The organism is Undibacterium sp. CCC3.4 (genome assembly GCF_034347425.1).
Taxonomy (GTDB): Bacteria; Pseudomonadota; Gammaproteobacteria; order Burkholderiales; family Burkholderiaceae_D; genus Undibacterium.
The window spans coordinates 2,431,795-2,456,996 of record NZ_CP133779.1 but is presented as its reverse complement, the minus strand read 5'-3'; the positions used below and the strand labels follow the sequence as shown (position 1 = coordinate 2,456,996).

Genomic DNA, 25,202 nt, shown 5'->3' with positions numbered 1-25,202 from the left:
AACGCATGTCGATGTTCAAGAAACTTTTTTACCGCCTGTGCTGGCTGTGCCTGATCAGTTTGCCAGCGCAAGCACAAAATGGCACGGCCGGCACGCTGCTACCACCCGATATACAAAAAATCAAAGACCGTGGCAGCTTACAAGTCGCTATGTATTCCAAAGATGTGATCCCGTATTTGATGGCCGACAGCATGGGCCAATTATCGGGTAATGACGTCGACTTAGCCAGAAATTTAGCTGCAGCACTGCAAGTTGAGATCAGTATCGATCGCTCGGCCAAAACCTTCAATGAGCTGGTCGACTTAGTCGCCAGCGGTAAGGCCGACATCGGCTTAAGCTTAATCAGTCGAACCCTCGGCCGTGCTGAAAAAGTACGTTTTTCCCATCCATATGTGATCGTGCGCCCGGTACTGGTGCTCAATCGTCTCACCGCCAGCCGCGCCGGTTTCGACGGTAATAACCCGCTCAAGGAAATGGCGCTGTTCCGCGGTCAACTGGCCGAACCCAAGGGCAACTCCTACATCGACTTTGCCAAGGCCGCCTTTCCCAAAGCCAGCGTGCTCGAGCTCGCCACTTGGGACGAAGTCTTCAATGCCGTATTCGAAGGTAAAGCCATGGCCACCCTGCGCGATGAAATCGGCGTCAAAAATTATCTGATGAAATACCCGGAACGTTCGGTGCAATTGAAAACCATCCCGATCACCGACCCCGCCCGCGCCGATGGCCTTGGCATTGCCGTCAACAGCAACAGTACGCATTTATTATCGTGGATTAATCTGTATTTGGAACTCAACTATCCGACGCGCAGCGCCGAAGATTTAGTCAGAATCTATGCGAAATATTATAAAAAATAATTTCCGGCTGCCGCTAGCGCTACTCGCGCTCAGCTTCTGGTGTTGTTACGCCGCGGCCGTGCCAGCCCAGCAAGTACCGGATAATCTGCAGATGGTGCAAGACATTCGCCTGCGTGGCCAATTGCGCGTGGCCGCCATGGCCGTCCCAGTCTATCCGTTCACGCTGCAAAAAGACGGTGTCTGGAGCGGCTACGACGTCGACCTCGCCACTCGCATCGCCAACGCCATCGGCGTCAAGCTCAATTGGGATGCCAGTTACCGCAGCAATGCCGAACTGATTGCCGCCCTCAAACAAAACAAAGCCGACATCGCCTTCTCCCGCCTCAAACGTGACTTGCAAAGCGCGCGGCAAATCCATTACACCAAGCCCTACATCAGTCTCAACTACGTGCTGCTGACCAATCGCATGCGCATCATGGCGCAGCGCCCCGGCGACGAATCGATCCAAGCCCTGAGCAAGCTGCCGCTGCAAATCGGTACAATCGACCAGAGCGCCTACCTGAGCATGGCTAAACAACGCTTTCCAGCTGGCCGCATCAGCGCCTTTGCTGATATCGCCAGTCTGCGTGCGGCGCTCGAAGCCGGTCGCATCGATGCCGCATTCTGCGATGAAGTCGAAGCCAAATACCTGTTCATCGAACATGCCGAACTCGGCATCCGCTTCGGTTATATCGCCTTACCGGAATTAACCAGCGGAATCGTGGCGATGGTCGACTGGCCGCAGCAGCACTGGCTGGCCTGGCTCAACCTCTTGCTCGAACCAAGCTCCGGCAACACCACGGTTAATCAGCTGTTTCTGCATCATTATTAAAATCAACACAAGGTCACACCCCCATGAAATCCGCTCCCGAAGCAGTGCAGGCTTACTCTCTCGACTGGCTCAAGTCGCCCGTCGTCATCCTCATTGCCATGATCGTCGGAATCCTGACCGGCTTATTCTTCCCCGCGTTCTCGCACATGATCGCACCGGTCGGTGCGATCTATCTCAAGCTGCTGCAAATGACCATCATCCCGATTCTGATGACCGCCCTCATCACCAGCGTCGGGCGCTTATTTTCCTCAGAAAGTGCGCGCCACAACATCGTTAAAATCATCGTCAGCAGCCTGATTTTTTTATTCGCCATCAGCCTCTTGGCCTTGGTGGTCAGCCTGTTAGTCGGCCCCGGTGAAGACCTGAGTAAAGAAGCGCAGATCTTGCTCGGTAAAACACTCAATGCCGCCGACCAGTCTGACGGTGGCACCCAGCTCGGCACCAGTCGCGGCTTTTTCGACTTTCTGCAATCGATGATCCCCTCGAATGTGTTCCAAGCCATGGGCGAAGGCTCGAATCTGTCCATCCTGTTCTTTTCACTGGTGCTGGGCGTAGCCACCGGAAAGATCGGCGGCAGCACCGCCCATCACATCCTCAATTTCACCGATGCCTTGTTCAAGGTGTTGTTCAAAATCATCAGCTGGATCATGTATTTGCTGCCGTTCGGCTTATTCTCGCTGCTGGCCAGCGAACTCGCCAGCACCGGTGCCGAAACCCTGGTGGCAATGGCCAAATTCGTCGCCATGATCTGGGGTATTTCACTGCTCATCATCTTGCTCGACACCATAGTGCTGTGCATGGCGACGCGCCGCTCGCCGCTGGTGGTATTGTCCGCCATGAAGGAATCCATGCTCATCGCCTTCGGTACCAGCAGCACCTTCGCTTCCATGCCGGCGGCAATCGATGGCCTGACCGGCGACAAACTCAGGATGTCACCGGACATCATCAACCTGGTCATCCCGCTTGGTGCCGTCATCAACCGCTTTTCCATGATCATCATTTACACCTCAGCAACCGTGTTTGCGGCCCAACTGTATGGCATATCGCTGAGCTTCCCCGATCTGGCTCTGGCGCTGGTATTGAGTGTGTTAGCCGCCACTGCCGGTGCCGGTGCACCCGGCATCGTCTCGATCGCCATGGTCTCAATTGTGCTCATTCCCTTAGGATTACCGGCACAAGCGATCACGATCTTGCTGTTAGCGATCAATCCCATCATCGACCCGATCGCCACGCTGGCTAATATCTACACCAACGTCACGCTCAGCGCAGTCATCGCCGCGTCAGAAAAATCCAGCCCAAACGCGACGGCCTGAGCGATGGTAAACACACAGCATCGCTTGAACGTAGCCGTACTGAGCGGCGGATTTTCTTCTGAAGATTATCTGTCGCGCCGCAGTGCTGAATTAATCATCGCCCACGCCAATCCACAGCGCTATCGCTGTACCCTGTTGAATTGGGATAGCGCCGGCTGGGTCGACGAATCAGCCCCGGATCAAGCCGCGCACATCGTCACGCGCCATGCCAACGTACTGGCCACCTTTGCCATTCAGGGGCGCTTCGATATCGTCATCAACACCCTGCACGGCGAACTCGAATGCGATGGCCAACTGCAAGGCATGTTTGAATTGATACGCCAGCCCTACACCGGCAATGGAAAAATGGCCAGCATCAAAGGCATGAATAAAATCCTGTCGAAACAAATCATGCGCGCCGCCGGCTTCCTCACGCCCGACTGGTATGCATTTACCCGCGCCGAGTGGCCCAGCCGCGCTGCCGACATCGGCGCTGCTGCCGCCGCTTTCGGCTTTCCACTGATCGTCAAGGCAGCCACCGGTGGCTCGAGCAATTCGACTGAATTAGTCGAAAGCCAAGAAGACATTCAGCAAGCCATCACGCGCCTGCTGATCAATTATGATGAAATTTATCTGGAACCCTTTTTGGATGGGCTCGAATACACTGCTGCCGTGTTCGGCCGGCCCGGCAGCCCGCAGTTCCAGAGCCTGCCGGTAGCCCGCATCGCCTACGCAGGAAGAATGTTCGATGCGGCTATCAAAAAATCTGATCGCTACCAAGTCGCCATTCCCTGCGGCCTGTCCGCCGCCACTCAACTGGAATTACAAAGCATCGCGGAAAAACTGCATGCCTGTTTTCGCTTCAATGCCTTTTCACGCGTCGATTTCCGCTTTGCCGATGGCCAGCCCTATCTGTTAGAAGTCAATACCCATCCCGGCTTGGGAAAAAACAGCATCGTCCCGCTGATGCTCAATGCCGCCGGCATTGCCTGGGAAAGCGCGGTCGATTGGTTGATCGACAATGGCTTGCAGCGGCAAGCTTGATGCGGCGCGTGGGCAGTCTGTCGCAAAAGCCTGATGGACGCTTTTTTACACCTGAAACACCGCATACCTCGTCAGTCCCGCATGCTTTTGGCTGGAACCCAGTATCGTTTTCAGCACTGAAAACAGCATGATTTCTGGCATTTTCAGTTCAGCACGAACGCCGCCAGGTTCCCGCGCAAAAGCGCGCTGATCATTACCCACAAGTCAGGTCGATTGCGCATCCATCCCGCCGCCCAATTCGTCATTGCCGCGTAGGCGGCAATCCAGTGGCGCGCACGCGCCTTTTATATCTGTGCGGCTCAGGCGCAGCAGGACGTGTTGATTTAACAGAAAAAAAAATGCCCTTAATCGACCATCCCACCCTGAAGGCACTGACGTGCCACTGGATTCCCCGCCTGCGCGGGGAATGACGAGTCGAGAGCAGGCCAGGTCGACTACGTATCCACCCAATCGCCCAATTCGTCATTGCCGCGTAGGCGGCAATCCAGTGGCGCGCACGCGCTTTTTATATCTGTGCGGCTCAGGCGCAGCAGGACGTGTTGATTTAACAGAAAAAAAAATGCCCTTGATCGACCATCCCACCCTGAAGGCACTGACGTGCCACTGGATTCCCCGCCTGCGCGGGGAATGACGAGTCGAGAGCATGGGGGAATGACATGTCGGCCAGTTGGAGTAATGATACCGACTCAATACCCTTTTGCGACAGCCTCTGAAGGGCGAGGTTTGCCGCGCAAGCGATCAATTGAAGCAAGATTTTTTCTACATTCTTCCTCACACAATTCGCAGGATAGAATGGCGATGCAAGGCTTGTGCACGCGATGTGAATATGCTCGCGCAAAAACAGTTCAATGTCGCCATCGTTCCAGTATGCTGCTGCCGCAAGCGCAGCTAAGCCGGCACCCTGACCCACCCTTCCATCAGCACGCGCGCACTGCGGCTCATGATCGCCTTGGTCACACTCCAACTGCCATCGTGTGGATTTTGCACGGCTTGGGCACCAACTCGCAGCGTGCCCGATGGATGACCAAAGCGCACCGCACTGCGTGCGCCACCACCGGCAGCCAGATTCACCAAGGTGCCAGGAATCGCGGCGGCGGTGCCAATGGCAACGGCGGCCGTGCCCATCATCGCATGATGCAACTTACCCATAGACATGGCGCGCACCAACAAATCGATATCAGCTGCCTGTACCGCCTTACCACTCGAGGCGATGTAATCAGCTGGGGCGGCCACGAACGCCAGCTTCGGCGTGTGCTGGCGCGTGACTGCCTGATCCAGCGCGCTGATCAAACCCATGCGCAGCGCACCGTGGGCGCGTATCGTTTCCAACTTAGCCAAGGCGAGCGGATCGCTGTTAATCGCCTCCTGCAGTTCACAACCGGTATAACCGAGCGCCGCCGCGTCGACGAAAATAGTTGGGATGCCGGCATTAATGAGCGTGACTTTGAGCGTACCGATACCAGGCACCTCAAGATCATCGACCACATTCCCGGTCGGGAACATCGCGCCGCCACCGCCCTCTTCTTCAGCGGCCGGATCCAGAAATTCAAGTTGTACTTCAGCCGCCGGAAAGCTCACGCCATCGAGTTCGAAGTCGCCCGTTTCCTGCACTAGCCCATCAGTAACCGGCACATGGGCGATGATGGTTTTGCCGATGTTGGCTTGCCAAATACGTACCCTCGCCATGCCACTCTGTATGCCGACGCCCAGCACGCGCTCCAACGCCACCAAGCCGCTGGCAATGGCAAACGAGCCGACTGCCGCCGATAAATTACCGCAATTCCCGCTCCAATCGACAAATGCCTGGTCGATCGCCACTTGGCCAAACAAGTAATCAACATCGTGCTCGGGCCGCGTGCTGGTCGCCAGAATCACGCTCTTGCTGGTACTCGAACTGGCACCACCCATGCCGTCGATCTGCTTACCATAAGGATCAGGACTACCGATCACGCGCAATAACAAAGCATCGCGCGCCGCACCGGGCACTTGCGCGGCCACGGGTAAATCTTGCAGACGGAAGAACACGCCTTTACTGGTACCACCACGCATATACGTGGCAGGAATTTTAATTTGAGGAAGATGGGCCATGTCTAGCACTCCGAAGAAAAAAGGGGCGCGCCGGAACCGGCGCGCCCGGAACAACAAGTAACTCAAACAACTTTTACGCCGCTTTGCTCGATTCGAGGAAATCCTGCGCGAAGCGTTGCAACACGCCGCCAGCTTCGTAAATCGAAACTTCTTCAGCGGTATCGAGACGACACAACATCGGCACTTCGAGGCGCTCACCATTTTTGCGATGAATCAGCAAGCTCAGCGTCGCGCGCGGACTGCGCACACCGCTGACATCATAGGTTTCACTGCCATCGAGCGCGAGCGTAAGACGATTCACACCAGGGAAAAATTCCAAAGGCAGCACGCCCATACCGACCAAGTTAGTCCGATGAATACGCTCAAAACCTTCGGCGGCAATCGCTTCCACCCCGGCCAAACGCACGCCTTTAGCGGCCCAATCACGCGAAGAACCTTGCCCATAATCGGCGCCGGCGATGATGATCAGCGGCTGCTTGCGCTCCATGTAAATTTCTATCGCTTCCCACATACGCGAAATTTTTCCTTCCGGTTCAATCCGCGTCAGCGACCCGGCCTTGACTTGACCGTTTTCCTGCACCATTTCATTTTTTAAAGTTGGATTGGCGAAAGTGGCACGTTGCGCGGTTAAATGATCGCCGCGGTGAGTGGCATAGGAATTGAAATCTTCTTCCGGCAAACCCATTTTTGCCAAATACGCACCGGCCGCACTGTCGAGCATGATCGCGTTCGACGGTGACAAATGATCGGTCGTGATATTGTCACCCAATACCGCCAGCGCACGCATGCCCTTCATCGTGCGTTCCCCTGCCAGTGCACCTTCCCAGTACGGTGGCCGGCGGATGTAGGTGGTTGCTGGACGCCAGTCGTAAAGCGGGCTGACGCTGCTGCCATCATCGGCTTGTTTGGCGAACATAGGAATGTACACCTTGCGGAATTGTTCAGGTTTAACACTGCTAGCCACAATCGCATCGATTTCCGCATCGCTGGGCCAAATATCCTTGAGCGTCACCGGCAAGCCGGCGGCATCGATGCCGAGCACATCTTTTTCAATATCGAAGCGTATTGTGCCGGCAATCGCATACGCCACCACCAGCGGCGGCGAAGCCAAAAATGCTTGTTTCGCATACGGGTGAATCCGACCATCGAAATTTCGGTTACCCGACAACACCGCAGTCGCATACAAATCACGCGCGATCACTTCTTGCTCAATCACCGGATCGAGCGCACCGCTCATGCCATTGCAAGAAGTACAGGCATACGCCACCACGCCGAAACCCAGCTGTTCGAGCTCGCTCATCAAACCGGCTTCTTCCAAATACAAGGTGACGGTTTTCGAACCGGGTGCCAAGGAACTCTTCACCCAAGGCTTACGCGTCAAGCCACGGGCATTGGCATTTCGGGCGATCAAACCGGCGGCAATCATATTGCGGGGGTTATTGGTATTGGTGCAACTGGTGATGGCGGCAATGATCACCGCACCATCCGGCATCAAACCGGCTTCGTTCTCGACCTTGCCGCTGATACCGCGCGCCGCCAATTCCGAAGTCGGCACACGGTTATGCGGATTCGATGGCCCGGCAATCGTCCTTACCACCGACGACAAATCGAAATGCAGCACGCGTTCATATTCGGCATGTTTCAAACTCTCGGCCCACAAGCCGGTTTCTTTCGCATACAACTCGACGAGCTTGACCAGTTCATCGTCGCGACCGGTCAATTTCAAATACTTGATGGTTTGTTCATCGATGTAAAACATCGCCGCGGTAGCACCGAATTCCGGTGCCATATTGGCGATGGTGGCGCGGTCACCGAGCGTCAAACGCGCGGCACCGTCACCGTAAAATTCGAGGTAAGACGAGACCACTTTTTGCTTGCGCAAAAATTCCGTCAGCGCCAGCACGATGTCGGTGGCGGTGATGCCTTCCTGCGGTCGGCCGCTCAGTTCCACCCCAATGATATCGGGCAGACGCATCCACGAGGCACGTCCCAGCATCACGCTCTCGGCTTCCAGACCGCCAACGCCGATGGCGATGACGCCGAGCGCATCGACCATCGGTGTATGGCTGTCAGTACCGACCAAGGTATCGGGATAGGCCACGCCATCCTGCACTTGGATCACCGGCGACATGCGCTCAAGATTAATCTGATGCAGAATGCCATTACCAGGTGGAATGACATCGACATTTTTAAACGCTTTTTTAGTCCAATTGATGAAATCGAAGCGATCTTCATTACGTCGATCTTCGATCGCGCGGTTTTTAGCGAAGGCATTGGGATCAAAACCGCCGCATTCGACTGCCAGCGAGTGATCGACCACTAATTGAGTCGGCACCACCGGATTCACCAGCGCCGGATCACCGCCTTGCGCCGCAATCGCGTCACGCAAACCGGCCAGATCGACCAGCGCAGTTTGTCCCAGAATATCGTGGCACACCACGCGTGCCGGAAACCAAGGAAAATCGAGATCACGCTTGCGTTCGATAAATTGTTTGAGCGAATCCTCCAGCGTGGCCGGATCACAGCGGCGCACCAGATTTTCGGCCAAAACACGCGAGGTGTAGGGCAGTTTGTCATAGGCGCCAGGAGTGATGGCGTCGACCGCGGCACGGGTATCGTAGTAATCGAGTTTAGTGCCGGGTAGGGCTTTGCGATTTGCAGTATTCATGGCTCAGTCAGGGAAAAATTAAGAGACAGCAGCAGCGGCGCCGCCGCAGTAATCACGGCGGCAGCGTCGGCGCGCAGCTTATTGACGGTCTTTAAGTGGCACAAATGCGAGATCTTCCGGGCCAACATAATTGGCACTCGGACGAATGATCTTGTTATCGATGCGTTGCTCGATGATATGGGCGGCCCAACCGGAAGTACGGGCAATCACGAACAAGGGCGTAAACATCGCCGTCGGCACGCCCATCATGTGATACGACACCGCCGAGAACCAATCGAGATTCGGGAACATTTTTTTCGCTTCCCACATCACGCTTTCAAGCCGTTCAGCGATATCGTACATCTTGGTCGAACCGGCCTGTTGCGACAATTCTTTGGCAACATCTTTGATGACCTTGTTGCGCGGATCAGAAATGGTATACACCGGATGGCCGAAACCAATCACCACTTCTTTGTTTTCCACACGTTTTTTGATATCGGCTTCGGCTTCGTCCGGATTATCGTAACGTTTCTGAATTTCGAAAGCGACTTCATTGGCACCGCCATGCTTAGGACCGCGCAAAGCACCAATGGCACCGGCCACGGCCGAATGCATGTCGGAACCAGTACCGGCGATGACGCGACCGGCAAAGGTCGAAGCATTGAATTCATGTTCCGCGTACAAAATCAAGGAAGTATGCATGGCGCTGACCCATTGCGCAGACGGCGCAATGCCGTGCAACAGATGCAAGAAGTGGCCACCGATGGAATCATCGCCGGTTTCAACTTCGATGCGGCGGCCATTGTGGCTGTAGTGGTACCAGTACAGCAGCATGGAACCGAACGACGCCATCAATTGATCGGCAATATCGCGCGCGCCCGGCAAATTATGATCATCTTTTTCCGGCAGCATGCAACCGAGTGCAGACACCCCGGTGCGCATCACATCCATAGGATGAGCCGAAGCCGGCAAACATTCCAAGGCCGCCTTCAAACTGGCTGGCAAACCGCGCAGGGCTTTGAGTTTGGCTTTATAAGCGAGCAGTTCGGCCGGCGTCGGCAATTTGCCATGCACCAGCAAATGCGCGATTTCTTCGAATTCACACGTGGTGGCGATGTCGAGAATATCGTAGCCGCGATAATGTAAATCATTGCCGGTCTTGCCGACCGTGCACAAAGCGGTATTGCCGGCGGTAACACCGGACAAGGCCACCGATTTTTTCGGTTTGAATGGGGTAGTAGCTTCAGTCATTTTTTGCTCCTCGATGTCTCGCAGATATGGTAAGGAATGGTTTTATTTGTTTTTTTGCTGAGCAAACAGCGCGTCGAGCTTTTGCTCGAAGCTGTGGTAATTGATGCGCTCGTAGAGTTCCATCCGCGTTTGCATGGTATCGACGACGTTTTTCTGTGTACCATCGCGACGGATCGCTTCATACACATTTTCCGCTGCCTTATTCATGGCACGGAAAGCCGACAAGGGATACAGCACCAGACCGACGTCGACCGATTTCAACTCTTCCACCGTGAACAAAGGTGTAGCACCGAATTCGGTAATATTGGCCAGAATCGGCACGCGCAAATGCGCAGCGAAACGCTGATACATAGGCAATTCCGTGATCGCTTCCGGAAACACCATATCGGCACCGGCTTCGACATAGGCGTGGGCACGTTCGAGCGCACGCTCAAAGCCTTCCACCGCCAAGGCATCGGTACGCGCCATGATCACGAAATCGGGATCGCTACGGGCATCCACCGCCGCCTTGATACGGTCAACCATTTCCTGCTGCGTGACGATTTCTTTACCGGGACGATGACCGCAGCGCTTGGCACCGACCTGGTCTTCGATATGGATGGCCGCCGCGCCGAATTTAATCATCGACTTAACAGTACGGGCAACATTGAAAGCCGACGCCCCGAAGCCGGTATCGGCATCGACTAGCAGCGGTAAATCGCAGACATCGGTAATGCGGCGCACATCGGTGAGCACATCGTCGAGATTGGAAATACCGAGATCAGGCAAACCCAGGGAACCGGCAGCAACGCCGCCACCGGACAAGTAAATCGCCTTGAAACCGGCACGCTTGGCCAGCAAGGCATGATTGGCATTGATCGCGCCGATCACTTGCAAAGGTGATTCTTCTTGGATCGCCTTGCGGAAAGCGGCGCCTGCTGAATAATGACTCATTTTTCACTCCGGAAAGGGTAGGAACTGTCAGGCATAACGCAAACACCATGCCAACAGTGAGAGAAATATAAACTCCTCAACAAAATCATCGACTTAGCGCCGCTAGCAAGAAAAACCTATCCCAAAACAATCGGTATACGTTTCACATGGCGTTGCAATTTAAATCCATTGAAACACATATGAAACACGATTGAAACGTTGCGCCAACGATGTCTGCACGTTCTAAAGCTACCGCCGTCATGCTGAAAGCCGTATCATCAAGCCTTCTCTGTCTGCATACAAGCGAGCAAGCCGATGTCGCCGTCCCTCCTGTCACCACGCAACACGCGTTACGCCGCGCCCAAGCTGTACCAAGCAATGCCATGCTGAGCCCAGCCGACTGGCGCGCCTTGATGCCGGCATGTCAGGAAATCCTGCTTCCGGTCGGCACCGTCGTGTTTCGTCCGGGCGACCGTTGTGAGCGCTACTTTGTCGTGACGGCGGGAACGGTGCGGGTAGTAAAAACGGCCGAAAACGGCCGTGAAATTGTGCTCTATCGTGTCAACGGCGGCGAAACCTGCAGCATCACCACCTCCTGTCTGATGGCCCAAGAATGCTATCCGGCCAGCGCTATTGCCGAAACCCAGGTGCACGCGCTGACGCTCGATGCGGCAGCCTTCGAACAAGCACTCAGCAACAGTCCGGCCTTCCGTCGTTTCGTGTTTGCCGCCTTCTCGCAAAGGCTAGGAAATCTGATCGCCCGCATAGAAGAAATCGCCCTGCAACGTATCGATGTCAGACTGGCCCGATACTTACTCGCGGCACCAGACACTGCCGGCATCGTATTGGCCACGCACCAACAGCTCGCCGTCGAATTGGGCTCGGCACGCGAAGTCGTTTCGCGCATGCTCAAGGAATTTGAGCATCAGGGCGCGCTGCGCCTCGGGCATAAGCAAATAGAAATCTGTGACCGCGCCTTGCTGCAAACCATTGTTTTGCGCCATCTGTGAGCTAGTCACAGACGGTCCTGCCGCCGCCGCGGTGTAATACAGCTTCATACACAGCAAGGAAATCACCATGTTTAAACAAAATGTAGGTAATGCCGACCGTATCCTCCGTCTGCTGCTCGGCGCAGCCATACTGAGCCTGGCCTTTTTCGGCCCGCAAACGCCCTGGGGCTATCTCGGCCTCATCCCACTGCTGACCGGCTTGGTCGGCCGTTGTCCAGCCTACCTGCCGTTCGGCTTCACGACCTGCGCCATCCGCAACAATTGACATCCTCGCCGCCCTAAAGGACAGGGATTCCTACGGCGCTCAAACAAAAACTGCTTGAGTCGCTTCGGTGGGTTCCTGCTTCATCGAGCGGCCTGACTGCGCCGACTCTCCACAGGCTAACAAGCGGTATCCCCGCTCTAAAACATTGATCGCACCAACCACATCGGCGTGATTTTCATAGCCGCAATCGACGCACAAGAATTTTGCTTGTGTTTGCCGATTGTCCTTTGATACGTGACCGCAGCACGGGCAAGTGCGACTGGTGTTGTGTGGAGGAACGGCCAGCAGCGTGCCGCCATTCCACGACACCTTGTAGTCGAGCTGCCGCCTGAACTCGCCCCAGCCTTGGTCGAGAATGGAGCGATTCAGGCCGGACTTCTGTTTCACTATCTTGCCGTGTTGTTCGCTGTTGCCCTTGGAAGACTTGGACATGTTCCGTACTTGCAAATCCTCAATACAAACGAGCGCGTGGTTTTGGCTGATCGTCGTTGTGATTTTGTGCAGGAAGTCTTTTCGGGTGTTAGCGATGACGGTGTGAATCTTCTGGACGCGGGCTTTCGCCTTCTTCCAGTTACTGCTGAACTTGAGCTTGCGGCTCATGCGACGTTGATAGCGTGCAAGGCGCTGCTGATGTTTCTTAAAACTATTGAGCGGCGCAATGAAACTCTCGTCGCTCATGGTGGCGAACCGCGCAATGCCGACATCGATGCCGATGGCGCTTGTCGCCGTTGGCAATGGCTGCTCAACTTCGCGCTCGGTTTGAATCGAAACGAACCATTTGCCGTTAGACTGACTAACAGTGACATTACTCACTTCACCCAACGCGTCACGACTATTGCGGTAACGAATCCAGCCGAGCTTAGGTAGAAATATACGACTGTTGGGTTGATCTAATTTGCATCCTTGAGGATAACGGAAACTATCCCCCCGCCCTTTTTTCTTGAAGCGAGGGAAGTCGGCACGTTTGGCGAAGAAATTGCTATAGGCTCGTTCCAAATCCTTCAATGTTTGCTGCAATGCCTGAGATGGCGTTTCTGTCAGCCAAGTCGTCTCTGCCTTCCATCCTACAAGACTTTTGCACAGGCCAGCATATCCCTGTTTTTTCTGACCCTGTTCGTATAAGGATTTTTGCATCGCTAAAGCCTTGTTATAGGCGAACCGACACGCGCCAGCGAAGCGGCGCATGTCGCGCTGCTGTTTGCCGTCTGGCATCAGTTCGTATTTAAAGGCTTGAAGTCTTTGCATAGTTCGATCCTACTCTGGTCTATGAGCGAAGACAACAACGATATTAGTAAGGGAAGACACTGCGTTTTTATGATGCATGTACATCTGGTCTTTGTGACAAAATACCGACGTGGCGTATTCACAAAAGACATTCTTGACGATTTACGCCCAATATTAGCCAGTGTCTGCAATGACTTTGAATCGGAACTGGTGGAGTTTGACGGTGAGGACGACCACGTTCACCTGTTGCTGAACTACCCGCCTAAAGTGGCCGTGTCAAAACTGGTCAATAGTCTCAAGGGAATATCAAGTTTGATGATTCGAAAGAAAAAATATCCGAGCATTCAAAAGAAGTTATGGGGTGGCGCTTTATAGTCGCCCAGCTACTTTGCTGGAAGCTGTGGTGGCGCTCCTATTGCTGTGATTCGCAAGTACATTGAGCAACAACAAACGCCACACTAAATCAAGAGTTCAAGGCAAGGAAGGCTTCGCCTTCCGAGCTATCCATCCCCGACCTGAAGAGACGGGGCTTTTCGCTCAATTCCGGTAAATACCACGCCGCTTACAACGTCGCCGTCGCCAACTTCACCCCAAAGCCGATGAACAAAGCGCCAACCCCGCCGCTCATGCCGGCCGACAGGCGACGACGGCGCCGAAATGCTGCCGCCATGCGCACACCGAGAAAAATCAGGGCGGTCAGGTAAGTGAAGCTGGTGATCTGGCAAATCAATGCTAAAAAGGCATACGACAGCAGCGGTGTAGCGAAAGCCGGATCGACAAATTGAATGAAGAAAGAAATGAAAAACAGAATCGCTTTCGGATTCATCAAACTGATCAACAAAGCCTTGGTGAACGGCTCTTCCCCGCCGCTGGCATTGACTACCTCCGCGACGGCAGCAGCAGGTGCGGCATTACGCAAGCGAGCCACGCAGCTGAGTAACATCTGTATCCCCATCCACCCGAGATAGGCGGCACCGACATACTTCACGCCGTAAAATAAATTCGGATTACTTTTGAGTAAAGAAGCCATACCGCCGGCCGATAAGAGCATCAAAATCATGTCACCCAGAAACACCCCGCAGGCTCCGCGGTAGGCTTGGCGCACACCACGTTGTGCGGCGACGCTGAGTACATAGAGAGAATTCGGGCCTGGCAACAAGACGATGAAAATCGTGCCGAGTAAAAAAGTCCAGAAATCGACGATGCCAAAGCTGTGGTGTATCAAGGTATTCATAAGAGCGCGCAACCGGGCTGTGATTAAGAAGCTTGATATCATAGCAGTGCAGCAATGATGTTGGCGAATGATGAATGCGAACCAAGGCCACTTTCTGAATAAGCTTGAATATCTATCTCTCCAGCAACACTTTCAGCATGCGCTGCGGGTCAACAAGGAAATCGCGCGTCACCAAGAAATGCTCGGTTTCTTCATAGGCAACCGGTTCGATGCCATTTTCACTGCACTGCAAGATCAAGGCCCCCGGATACGCCAGCAAAATCGGCGAATGGGTGGCGATGATGAATTGTGATTGATCGGCGATCAAATCATGCATGCGCGATAACACGGCCAATTGCCGCTGCGGCGATAAGGCCGCTTCCGGTTCGTCGAGTAAGTACAAGCCTTGGCCGCGAAAGCGCTCGGTCAGCAGCGCCAGAAACGATTCCCCATGCGATTGTTCGTGCAAAGAGCGGCCGCCATAGGCAGCGCTCAAACCGGCCCCGCCCGGACCGGCATCAAGCTCTTCGATGGCGGTGGCGACATTGAAAAAACTTTCGGCGCGCAAAAAAAACCCATCGCGCGGCCGCCGCCAACCCTTGGCCACGCGCAAACAGGTATGCAAATCAGAATGCGAAGCACGGGTGCTGAAGTTGAAATTCTTACTGCCGCCTTCGGCATTGAAACCGAGCGAAATGGCGATGGCTTCGAGCAAGGTCGATTTACCCGAACCATTTTCACCGACCAGAAAAGTCACTTCCGGATGCAAGGCAACACGATCAAAGTTGCGCAGCAGCGGCAAGTTGTATGGGTAACGATTGGCATCGTCGATTTTATCGCGCTGCAAGCGTAGTTCGCTCAGGTATTGAGAAGAAATCATGATCGTGACGAAGCGAAAAAAAAATCAGTACATGCCCACACAATGACAGCGGACTCCTGCCCTCAGTATATCTGAGCAGCGGCGAAACCACAGTGACGCTGAGGCGACAGTGCAAAGCAAAAAAAAACCGTCCAGCTTATGGCTGAACGGCATGTACTCAACAACTTTCACCAGACATCTGACAAAAAATTACATCCCCTGCTCGACAAACTGAACCGGACGCCATTTCAGCAATTTATTTTCTACCGCCGTCAACAGATACTCGGCGACCAGCGCCACCACGGCCAACACGATCATCGCAGCAAACACGCCGGCCGCATTGAACGTCCCCTGCGCCGTGGCGATCAACAAACCGATGCCATGCCGCGCACCGAGGAATTCACCGACCACAGCACCGACCAAGGCGAAGCCGAAGCTGACATGCAAGCTCGCTAAAATCCACGTCAAGGCCGAAGGAAAGACCACCGAAAAAGTCACCTGGCGTTTGCTGGCACCCAAAATATAGGCATTCGCGATCAAATTTTTATCGGCTTCGCGCACACCCTGAAAGGCATTGCCGAACACGACGAAAAACACCATCACCACCGCCAACGCAATTTTCGAACCCATGCCCAGACCAAACATGATGATGAAAATCGATCCCAATACCACCCGCGGTATTGCATTAGCGACCTTGATATAGATACTCAGCACATCGGAAGCGAGCTTGTTACGTCCCAAAGCGATGCCAAAAATAATCCCCAGCGCGCTGCCGATCAGAAAACCGAACACCGTCTCTTCCATCGTCACCAGCAGTTCACGCCATAATGGCCCCTGCGACGTACCTTCGGTAATCCACACCAGCAATTGTTCATAAATGGCCGTTGGTTGCGAGAAGAAGAATGGATCAATCCAGCCCAGATAGACCGAGCCTTCCCAGCTCGCCAATACCACCACGGCCAGCGCCAGCCGCAAAAAAATTACCAACTGGTGATGGCGCCGTGCGCGCGCGATGGCTTTCAATTCTTCGGCCCCGAATGCGGCCGGTACCGCTTGTTTTACAGTTGTCATGATGCACATCTCACTTTAAATTTGGACTTCGTCTTTAAGGTCGGTCCAAATCTGTTTGGACAAGTCGATGAATTCCTTGGTGTAGCGCGCTTCCGAAACATCGCGCGGCCGTGCCAGCGGAATTTCATAACTGCTTTTCACCGAACCAGGCCCTTTCGACAGCACCACCACCCGATCGGCCAGCGCAATCGCTTCTTCGATATCATGCGTGACAAACACCACCGAGGCTTTTTTCTCTGACCACAAGCCGAGCAATTCATCCTGCATCAGCGCGCGGGTTTGCACATCGAGCGCCGAGAACGGTTCATCCATCAGCAAAATTTTCGGTTCATTGATGAAGGTCTGAGCCAAGGCCACGCGTTTGCGCATGCCCCCCGACAATTGATGCGGATAATGGTATTCAAAACCGGACAGCCCAACCCGCCGCACCCATTCCGCCGCCATCTCATGCGCCAGCTTGGCATCAATGCCGCGAAAAATCGGTCCGATGGCGACGTTATCAATCACGTTTTTCCAAGGGAAGACGGCATCGGCCTGAAATACAAAACCGATATTCGGATCGATACCTTGTACCGGCTTGCCAAACACCTTCACCGTGCCGGACGAAGGAGGATTGAGGCCGGTGATCATGCCCAGCGTAGTCGATTTACCACAACCGGTAGGACCGACAATCGCACAAAAATCACCTTCATGCACGGTCAGGCTGAAGTCACGCAAAGCCAAGGTGACTTTACCGGCCGGACTGATGAATTTCCGGCTGACGTGGTTCATTTCAATTGCAATATTCTTCATTATTTCACTGCTTTCACAAATTCGGATGTAAAAGTATTAGCCAGATTGATAGACTTACCCTGCACTGCTTTATCAAAACCATTGAGTACTTTGAGCACGGTCGCCGGACCCGTTGGCGGCATGATGCCGTCTTCGGTAAACATCTGCTTACTGCCCTCCAGCGCATCGATATACATTTGCTTGTTCGAAGCATAGTAATCGGCCGGCATTTTCTCGGCGATCTCTTTAGCGCTATGTGTTTTGATGTAGCGCAGTGTTTTTACAAAGGCCGTGACGATTTTCTGTACCTGGTCTTTATGGCTGTTGACCCAAGCGGTAGGCATATACAGACAAGCCGCCGGATAAGCGCCACCAAGCGCCGCTTCGGTACTTTTCAGGGTACGCAAATCGACCAGAATACTGGCCGCGCCAGTCGATACCAAACGCGAAATAGTCGGCTCCGTCGTCATGCCGGCATCGATCTTGCCCTGCGTCATGGCGGCGATAAAGGTCGAGCCTGCGCCAACCGGCAAGGTGGTGAATTCACTGTTCTTGACACCTTCTTTGGCCGCCAAAAATTGGGTCAGGAAATTCGTCGAAGACCCGAGGCCAGTCACACCAACAGTTTTTCCTTTGAAATTGGCCGGCGATTTAATTTCCTTGGCGGCCGCCTTCGCTACCAGAATCACCTCACCCGGTGCCTGACTGAACTGCACGACCGATTGCACCAATTTGCCACGCGCCTGCAGATCAATCGTATGATCATAAAACCCGACCACGCCCTGAGCCGAGCCGGACAGCATTTCCGTTTCAGCATTCACACCGGCCGGTTCGCTGAGCAACTCGATGTCGAGACCGGTTTCTTTCAAATAGCCTAATTGTTCCGCCAATTTTGCAGGCAAGTAAATTTGTTTCTCCATACCGCCGACCATAATCGTGATCTTTTCAGCGGCATGTACGGTAAGGCAAGAGGCAAGCAATAACATTGCTGCAATAGGTTGAAGCGTGGTTTTCATCATAATCTCCGTTGATTTTATTTTTCGTTTGACGTCAGTATGCACTTTTTGCGACGATTTGAAAATCGCCGCAAAAAAAATGCCCTCACATCAAATGATCGTCAAACGCCTTACGAAGCTCAGAATTTGAAACGCATGCCGACTGCGTATTCATTCTGTGAAGTAAAGCCATTCGCCTGCGCTGCCAGATATTTGCCATCGGTGTTCAGACGATCAAGCGCCAGATACAATTCGGTGCGTTTGTCGAAATGGTAAAAGGCTGAGCCATACCAAGTTTTCCGTTTGCCGCTGGCAGTCGCCGTGGCCGCGCTGGTATTGCCAAAAGCATTGATCACATAACCGCTGCCATTGACTGCCGCATTCGTGGCATTCATAGTTTGCCAGCCGAGTTCATAGTCGAACTTTCCGGCAGGTGTGAATTTCGCCGAAACGGTATAGGCTTTTTCAGTACGATCTCCGAGTGCAGCCGGTTGTTCAGCTTTATACGAGACATACCCGGCATTGAAGCGGAGCAAGCCATATTGCACATTACCGCCGAGCGAGTAAGCCGTATGTGTATAACCATTGACGTTGGCCGAAGTATAAAAGCCAGCTGCATTCTTCGCGCCGCCGTTATACGCCAGCGCCACCGTTTTGCTTGACCCCGTCGTGTTATCGCCGGGCACGCCGCCGACCTGATAACCAACACCGGCGACGAACTCACCGATTTCTTTTTTCCAAACGATACCCTTGTCATAGCGCGTGCCAGTGGCACTGCCTGAGTAGAAAATAAATTGTTTGAAGTTATTGTTGTTGGTGTAACCGCCTTCCTCGAGCGTCACAGCGGCGGTGCCATACGGGTCACCGTAAATTTTCGAAAATTCGCGCGCCACGGTATTTTGCCGACCGAGCGTCAGCTTACCCAAGCTGTCGCTCTGTACACCCAACCAGGCATCGCGATTGAACAATACGCCCGGTGAGTCCATATTCCCGGTGGGCAGTTCATACTCACTCTCGAGTTTGAAAATCGCTTTCAAGCCATCGGTATCTTTCAGGCCGTGTTCGCCCTCGATGCCCCAACGGTTACCGCTGAACCAGGCCACCGACATATCGCTTTGGGTTTTTCCCGTTTTATCGGCATTGCTCTTGTTACTCATGCTCAGATCGATCAAGCCATACAGACGCACGCTGTCGTCACCATTGCGATATACCAAGCCTTCACCAGCCGGCTGCGTGACCGACTTGTTTTCCTTCGCTGCATCGGCAACTTGTTGTTGCTTAACCGTCGCTTGCTGAATTTGTTCAAGTGCAGCCATCGCCTGCTGCGCTGCTTTTTGCGCATCAGCTGCTGCTTTTTGCGCCTGCGCCAGCGCCTGCTGCAAATCTTGTACCGATTGCGCTTGCGCCGTACCGACCAAGGCACCTAAGATGGCGAGCACGATTAATTTCTGTTTCATTTCTTGTCTCCGTTTTTTATGGGCTAAGCCCGTTGAGGTGTCAGCCACGGCTTTGAACTGCCGAGTAGTGCCAACCGAAGCGACTGTAACGGGCGCGAGCCTTCAATAAGCCTTCAGTGATTTTTTTGTAGAGAAAATACGACGCTGGCAAAAAAGCGACACCAAACCACTGAAAATCCTTTAGCCTTACTCATATGAAATTACTTTTAGTCGACGATAACCGTGAATTATCCTCGTGGCTCATGCGCTTGCTCGAGCAATCCGGCTATGCCGTCGAACAAGCTTTTACCGGTGAAGAGGCGAACCATTTTCTAGTCACGCAAACTTACGATGCGATTCTGCTCGATCTGACTTTACCCGGCATCAAAGGGCAAGCGGTATTGAAGACGCTGCGCGCCAAAGATAACCAAGTACCGGTACTGATCATCAGCGCGCTCGATGCACTCACCGATGTGATAGAAAATCTCAACCTCGGTGCCGATGATTATCTGGCCAAGCCTTTCGACATACAAGAACTCGAAGCGCGTCTGCGTTCACTGTTGCGACGCGCCAGTGGCAAAGCCAATCCACTGTTGCATTGCGCCGGCTTAAGTTACGACAGCAATTCCAAGCTCTTCGCCAGCCATGGCAAAGCGCTCAATCTGCCGCCGCGTGAACACGCGGTACTCGAAGCGCTGATACGAAAAAGTGGCAAAACCGTTTCCAAGATCGATCTGACCGATGGTCTGTTCCCACTCGATGACAGCGTCACCACCCATGCCCTGGAAATTTACATTGTCAGATTACGCAAAAAACTCGAACACTCCGGTGCCCAAATTCTCACACTGCGTGGCTTAGGCTATATGCTCAGTTATGTTGCGACCGAATAAAAGCCTCAAGAGTCGCCTGATGCTATGGGTGTTCCTGCCGACCTTGCTCATCTCCCTGATCGATCTGTACTTCACCTATCAGACCACGGGTAAAATCGCCACCTTGGTCCAGCAACAACTACTCAAAGGCGCGGCAAAAATCATCGCCGAACAACTGGTGGCCAGCGATGGTGGCTATGAAATCAGCGTGCCCCCCGCAGCTTTCGAACTCTTCGCCAACCAATTCCAAGATCATGTCTACTATTCGGTGCGCAGCAAAAATGGTCGTCTGATTGCCGGCAATGAAGAGTTACCGCGCTATACACAGCCGCTGATCAACGAACAAGAAAGCTATTTCAGCACCACCTTGCGCGGTGAAGAAGTACACGTGATCGCGTATGCCACGGCCGTCACCAGTACCGCATCAAACGATTTCACCATCACCGAAGTGGCGCAGACCATGCATGGAAATCAAGCATTTCAGCGCGAATTATTTCTGATCACGATACGCCAACACTTGATACTCATTTCCATCTTATTCTTCGGCTTGCTGATCGCCTTTCGCTGGACCCTCAGACCCTTGGTGCAGTTCGGCGAAACACTGCGCGAGCGTCAGGCCGGCTCACTGGAAAAACTCGATGAAGACAAGGTGCTGGTGGAATTGCAACCGCTGATTTCAGCACTCAACGAGTATGTGGTCCGGCTCGATCAAACCCTATCGGCCTATGAACAATTCGTCGCTAATACCGCGCACCAGTTGCGCACTTCGTTTGCGATCATCACCTCGCAAATCGATTTCGGCCATCGGCATGGTCAGCGCGACGTGGATCAAGCGGAAGTACTCAAGGCCATCCGTAAAACGGTGCAACAATCAACCAAGGTAATCAATCAAATGTTGATACTGGCCGCGGTCGAACAAAAACGCCAACAAAGCGTCACGCATACAACGCATTTTGCCGCCATTATTCAAACCGCCATCGAAGAGCTCGCACCGCTGGCACAACAACGCCACATCGAGCTGGGCATCGAGACACTGGACGAACATGCCGTGCTCAATGTCCCGCAAAATCTGTTGCGAGAATTAATTTTCAATCTGCTCGACAACGCGATTACCCATATGCAGATCGCCGGTACGGTAACCGTGGCGTTGATCCATCAGGCCGATCAAGTCATACTGAGTGTCAGCGATACCGGTGTCGGTATTGCGCCGGAACAAAGAGAAAAAGTATTCGAGCGCTTTTACCGTATCGATGAAAGCAAACCTAACAGTTCCGGCCTTGGTCTGGCCATCATTGGCGAAATTTGTCTGGCCTCGGCAGCCAGCATCACGCTGGCAACGCCTGAGAGCGGCAGCGGTTTGCTGGTACGGGTGGTGTTTCCGGCGGCGCAGTGACAAGCGATCGGCATGACTACCGATGGTTCAAGGCTTCAAAACCGGCAATCAAATCGAATAATTCTTCATCGATACTGCTCTGGCGCAGTTGCTGCAGCTCGCGCGTCAAGTCACGGCTCAATTCCTCGATGTTTTTTTCCGCGCGCTGCATGGCACTGAGTCGGCTGGCGTTTTCGCTGGCCAAGGAAGCGACACAAGCGCGAAACAAGGAAACATACAAATATTCACTTACGCAAGCCCGTAAACTGAGCGCGCTCGCATTGAGCAGCGCCGGCACATTCTGCCCCGGCCATGGGCTGGCCAGTAATTCCGCGCGCCAGCTTTGATCGAGCGGCAGCAAGCGCTGCAATGTCGGCGTCGAGCTCGCATTGGTTTGCAATTGATGATAAAACAACAGCACCTCGGAAAGCTCGCCGCGCGCCCGTTGCGCTTCTATTTCAATCAGCAAAGCCGCCACTAATTCACCGACGACACTGATACCAGCCGGCAGACTGAAATACGGTGCCGCAGCCGAGTCTTGCTCCAACGAGGCGCGCAAACGCTGCCCGACCGGCCAGATGATGTGTCGGCGCGGCCAATCGCTCAAACTGCTGCGGACAAACTGCAGCATGTTTTCATTGAATTGCCCGACCAAACCCTGATCCGAACCGAATACAACCACGCAGGTACTGCCGGCGCGATCTGCGTGCGCTACGGACTTCGCCTCGGCGCGCAAACACACACTCAGTCCGCTCCGCACTGTCGCATAGTAGGCATCGAGCGATTGCAAAGCCGTTTCGTACTGAGTGATGCTGGCAGCCGCCATCGCCTTCATGGTGCGGACCACCGACTTGAGATCGCCGGCACTGGCCAGCTTTCTTTGTAACACCACCTGGCTGTCGCTCATGGCGCGGCGTCCGTGCCCAAGCTGGCGGCGCTCGACCACACTTGCAATGCCGTTTTGGCGCACAGCAGCAGGGCATCGCGATCGGCCGCTTCGAAGCGCTTAGCCGAGTCCAGCGCAAGGACAATACCCGCATCCAAAGCACGTGCCGCCCGACGTACCGCCTGTTCGGCAGCCGGCATATCAGACAAAACCACGTTGTCAAACCAGCCTTCGCTCAAGGCCAGCAGCACACAGATCTGTTCCACCACAGACAAAGGATCGAGTTCGCTTTGCTTCAAGCATGCGCGAATCCGCCGACCATGTTCAATCACGGCCGCGGTCTTTTCATCGAGGCGGGCACCGAAGCGAGCGAAACTTTCCAATTCTTCAAACTGCGCATACGCGAGCTTCAGATCGCCGGCCACCGCGCGATACGCGGCGCGCTGCGCCTTGCCACCGACTCGCGATACCGACTGACCAACATCGACGGCCGGCAGCACGCCGAGTTCGAATAAACTGGGCGACAAATATATTTGTCCATCAGTAATCGAAATCAAATTGGTCGGAATATACGCCGACAAATTCTGTGCTTCGGTTTCGATCACCGGCAAGGCCGTCAGCGAACCGCCGCCGCGTGCCGCACTCAGATGGGTAGCACGCTCGAGCAGACGCGAGTGCAGGTAAAAAATATCCCCGGGAAAGGCTTCGCGCCCAGGTGGCCGACGCAACAGCAAAGACAACTCGCGGTAGGCACGCGCATGCTCGGTCAAATCATCATAGACGATGAGCACATCGCGACCGGCTTCCATAAAATACTCGGCAATACTGGTAGCCGCATAGGGTGCGATATAACTCAAACCGGCGGCATCGCTGCCTTGTGTCACCACTACCACCGTATACGCGAGCGCACCATGAGCACGCAGCGCAGCGATGCTTTTGGCCAGCGCGGCACCGCGCTGAGCGATGGCACAATACACGCAAATCACGTTTTCGTCACGCTGATTCAAAATCGCATCAAGCGCCAAGGCGGTCTTACCGGTCTTACGGTCGCCCAGTATCAATTCACGCTGACCACGCCCGATCGGAATCAAGGCATCCACCACTTTCATACCGGTCTTCAGCGGCACCGTCACCGCCGCGCGTTCCATAATCGGGGTAGCCGGACGTTCGATCGGCAAGCGCGCGCTGTAATTCAGCGGGCCGAGGCCATCAAGCGCCGCCCCAAGCGGATCAATCACACGACCGAGCAAACCCTCACCCACGCCGACATCCATGACACGACCACTACGGCGTACTTCATCGCCGGCCTTCAGCTGACTATAATCACCGAGCAAGACAACACCAACTTCCTGCTCATCGAGATTGAATGCAATGCCGTACAAACCATCGGGAAATTCCAGAATTTCATCGGCACCGACGCCAGGCAAACCGCTCACCACCGCAATGCCGGTGGAAACTCGCACAATACGACCGGTTTCAGACACTGCTGCCTGCCACTTGAAGCTTTGCCGATCCAAGCTCAGCGCATCCAATGCACGTAGACCTACAGACTGCAGACCAGGAGCGCGCGCACTCATGGCTGCGCCGTCGTATGCGCGTTAAGCCCATCGAGATAGGCCGCCACACTCCAGGCCAGCTTACGACCGTTGAGCGTTAATTCCAAACCACCGACCAACTCGCTGGCGACATCGAACACCAGCTCAGCCTGCGGCGACAGTTGGGTATGCACCGCCTCAGTGATCATGGCCTGTTGTGCCGGACTAAGCGAGGTGGCGCTGCGCAGCCACGCCTGCGGTGCGCCGCCATGCGGACTCACCGCCGCTGTAAGTAGGGTGCGTGTAGCCGCATCAAGCTGCTGCAAATGGGCGATGAAGGCAAGAACATATGCTTGCTCCAAATTAATACCACACAGATCGGCCAGAGTCTGGCGCGCGGTCGCCACCACTTCCTGACGAATTTGCGCCAGCAAGGCAAGCGCGGCGCGGCGGCGCTCTTCCTCTAATGCCAGCTGGGCTTGTCGCCGAATTTGTTCAGCCGTGCTGCGGGCCGTGCTGACAATTTCCGCCGCTGCCGCCTGCGCCGTGGTGCTGGCTTCCTGCAGTAAGCGCTGCTGTTGTTCCAGCAAAGCTTGATGCTGCTGCTGATACAGCAGCAATTCCGCTTGCGCCGCGGCCTTGTTTTCAGCCGCCGCCGCCAACTGTTTGGCGATCAGCGTTTCGCGCGCATCGATCGCCGCCAAAATGGGGCGATACAAAAAACGTTTCAGCAGGTAGAGCAAAACCAGAAAATTCAGAACTTGCGCCAGCACGGTAAACCAATCGATCAGCATGGT

Annotated in this window: 22 protein-coding genes and 1 pseudogene; 9 read left to right on the top strand and 14 right to left on the bottom strand. The window is 54.3% G+C overall.

Translation table 11 applies throughout. The annotated features are described in order from the left end of the window. Positions 1-11: 11 nt before the first annotated feature. From RHM61_RS11005 to RHM61_RS10990, 4 genes are read left to right on the top strand one after another with little or no spacing between them, the layout of a single operon-like run. Entirely contained in the window at positions 12-854 is an 843-nt protein-coding gene (locus RHM61_RS11005; protein WP_322247361.1) for a substrate-binding periplasmic protein, read from the top strand. Further along, complete coding sequence (locus RHM61_RS11000; protein WP_322247360.1) at positions 832-1,665, top strand: substrate-binding periplasmic protein; 834 nt, start codon at positions 832-834, stop codon at positions 1,663-1,665. Before RHM61_RS11005 ends, RHM61_RS11000 begins: the two co-directional genes overlap by 23 nt. A 23-nt stretch (positions 1,666-1,688) precedes the next feature. Continuing rightward, complete coding sequence (locus tag RHM61_RS10995; protein WP_322247359.1) at positions 1,689-2,978, top strand: dicarboxylate/amino acid:cation symporter; 1,290 nt, start codon at positions 1,689-1,691, stop codon at positions 2,976-2,978. 3 nt (positions 2,979-2,981) lie between these two features. Continuing rightward, positions 2,982-4,001: a hypothetical protein gene (locus RHM61_RS10990; RefSeq protein WP_322247358.1), complete on the top strand. Its 1,020-nt coding sequence runs from the start codon at positions 2,982-2,984 to the stop codon at positions 3,999-4,001. 888 nt (positions 4,002-4,889) lie between these two features. Here the strand turns inward: RHM61_RS10990 and prpF are convergent. The 4 genes from prpF to prpB form a co-directional block, all read right to left on the bottom strand. Continuing rightward, entirely contained in the window at positions 4,890-6,089 is a 1,200-nt protein-coding gene (gene prpF, locus RHM61_RS10985; protein WP_322247357.1) for a 2-methylaconitate cis-trans isomerase PrpF, read from the bottom strand. 73 nt (positions 6,090-6,162) lie between these two features. Beyond that, positions 6,163-8,757: a Fe/S-dependent 2-methylisocitrate dehydratase AcnD gene (gene acnD / locus RHM61_RS10980; protein ID WP_322247356.1), complete on the bottom strand. Its 2,595-nt coding sequence runs from the start codon at positions 8,755-8,757 to the stop codon at positions 6,163-6,165. Positions 8,758-8,835: 78 nt separating this feature from the next. Continuing rightward, on the bottom strand, positions 8,836-9,987 hold the full coding sequence (gene prpC, locus RHM61_RS10975; RefSeq protein ID WP_322247355.1) for a 2-methylcitrate synthase: 1,152 nt from the start codon (positions 9,985-9,987) through the stop codon (positions 8,836-8,838). 42 nt (positions 9,988-10,029) lie between these two features. Then, on the bottom strand, positions 10,030-10,920 hold the full coding sequence (gene prpB, locus RHM61_RS10970; protein ID WP_322247354.1) for a methylisocitrate lyase: 891 nt from the start codon (positions 10,918-10,920) through the stop codon (positions 10,030-10,032). A 209-nt stretch (positions 10,921-11,129) separates the two neighbouring features. On the opposite strand from prpB, the gene RHM61_RS10965 reads away from it, so the two are divergent. After that, positions 11,130-11,909, top strand: coding sequence for a Crp/Fnr family transcriptional regulator (locus RHM61_RS10965; protein WP_322247353.1), 780 nt, complete (start codon positions 11,130-11,132; stop codon positions 11,907-11,909). Between the two features lie 67 nt (positions 11,910-11,976). Continuing rightward, positions 11,977-12,174, top strand: coding sequence for a DUF2892 domain-containing protein (locus RHM61_RS10960; protein ID WP_322247352.1), 198 nt, complete (start codon positions 11,977-11,979; stop codon positions 12,172-12,174). A gap of 39 nt (positions 12,175-12,213) precedes the next feature. Here the strand turns inward: RHM61_RS10960 and RHM61_RS10955 are convergent, their stop codons facing one another. Beyond that, positions 12,214-13,419: a transposase gene (locus RHM61_RS10955; RefSeq protein WP_322247351.1), complete on the bottom strand. Its 1,206-nt coding sequence runs from the start codon at positions 13,417-13,419 to the stop codon at positions 12,214-12,216. A gap of 21 nt (positions 13,420-13,440) precedes the next feature. Here RHM61_RS10955 and tnpA point away from each other — a divergent pair. Next, positions 13,441-13,860: pseudogene (gene tnpA / locus RHM61_RS10950) on the top strand (IS200/IS605 family transposase). Between the two features lie 100 nt (positions 13,861-13,960). Here tnpA and leuE read toward each other — a convergent pair. The 6 genes from leuE to RHM61_RS10920 all read right to left on the bottom strand — a co-directional run bounded on the left by leuE (position 13,961) and on the right by RHM61_RS10920 (position 19,764). Beyond that, positions 13,961-14,632, bottom strand: a complete 672-nt coding sequence (leuE, locus tag RHM61_RS10945) for a leucine efflux protein LeuE (RefSeq protein WP_322247350.1) — start codon at positions 14,630-14,632, stop codon at positions 13,961-13,963. Positions 14,633-14,744: 112 nt separating this feature from the next. Continuing rightward, entirely contained in the window at positions 14,745-15,491 is a 747-nt protein-coding gene (locus RHM61_RS10940) for an AAA family ATPase (protein WP_322247349.1), read from the bottom strand. 189 nt (positions 15,492-15,680) lie between these two features. Further along, entirely contained in the window at positions 15,681-16,541 is an 861-nt protein-coding gene (locus RHM61_RS10935) for an ABC transporter permease (RefSeq protein ID WP_322247348.1), read from the bottom strand. Between the two features lie 15 nt (positions 16,542-16,556). Continuing rightward, positions 16,557-17,333, bottom strand: a complete 777-nt coding sequence (locus RHM61_RS10930) for an ABC transporter ATP-binding protein (protein WP_322247347.1) — start codon at positions 17,331-17,333, stop codon at positions 16,557-16,559. Further along, complete coding sequence (locus RHM61_RS10925) at positions 17,333-18,328, bottom strand: ABC transporter substrate-binding protein (protein ID WP_416200175.1); 996 nt, start codon at positions 18,326-18,328, stop codon at positions 17,333-17,335. The genes RHM61_RS10930 and RHM61_RS10925 overlap by 1 nt, the downstream gene beginning before the upstream one ends. Positions 18,329-18,447: 119 nt before the next feature. Continuing rightward, positions 18,448-19,764, bottom strand: a complete 1,317-nt coding sequence (locus RHM61_RS10920) for a porin (RefSeq protein WP_322247346.1) — start codon at positions 19,762-19,764, stop codon at positions 18,448-18,450. Positions 19,765-19,958: 194 nt separating this feature from the next. Between RHM61_RS10920 and RHM61_RS10915 the strand changes: the two genes are divergently transcribed. Together RHM61_RS10915 and RHM61_RS10910 are read left to right on the top strand one after the other, a co-directional pair. Then, positions 19,959-20,633, top strand: coding sequence for a response regulator (locus RHM61_RS10915; protein ID WP_322247345.1), 675 nt, complete (start codon positions 19,959-19,961; stop codon positions 20,631-20,633). Between the two features lie 19 nt (positions 20,634-20,652). After that, positions 20,653-22,005 (top strand): sensor histidine kinase, encoded by a 1,353-nt coding sequence (locus RHM61_RS10910; RefSeq protein ID WP_322247344.1) that lies wholly within the window; start codon positions 20,653-20,655, stop codon positions 22,003-22,005. 16 nt (positions 22,006-22,021) lie between these two features. Here the strand turns inward: RHM61_RS10910 and RHM61_RS10905 are convergent, their stop codons facing one another. From RHM61_RS10905 to RHM61_RS10895, 3 genes are read right to left on the bottom strand one after another with little or no spacing between them, the layout of a single operon-like run. Beyond that, a complete protein-coding gene (locus RHM61_RS10905; RefSeq protein WP_322247343.1) occupies positions 22,022-22,891 on the bottom strand; it encodes a F0F1 ATP synthase subunit gamma in 870 nt (289 codons plus the stop codon). After that, positions 22,888-24,447 (bottom strand): alternate F1F0 ATPase, F1 subunit alpha, encoded by a 1,560-nt coding sequence (locus tag RHM61_RS10900; RefSeq protein ID WP_322247342.1) that lies wholly within the window; start codon positions 24,445-24,447, stop codon positions 22,888-22,890. Before RHM61_RS10900 ends, RHM61_RS10905 begins: the two co-directional genes overlap by 4 nt. Next, a complete protein-coding gene (locus tag RHM61_RS10895) occupies positions 24,444-25,199 on the bottom strand; it encodes a F0F1 ATP synthase subunit B (RefSeq protein WP_322247341.1) in 756 nt (251 codons plus the stop codon). The genes RHM61_RS10900 and RHM61_RS10895 overlap by 4 nt, the downstream gene beginning before the upstream one ends. Positions 25,200-25,202: the final 3 nt, after the last annotated feature.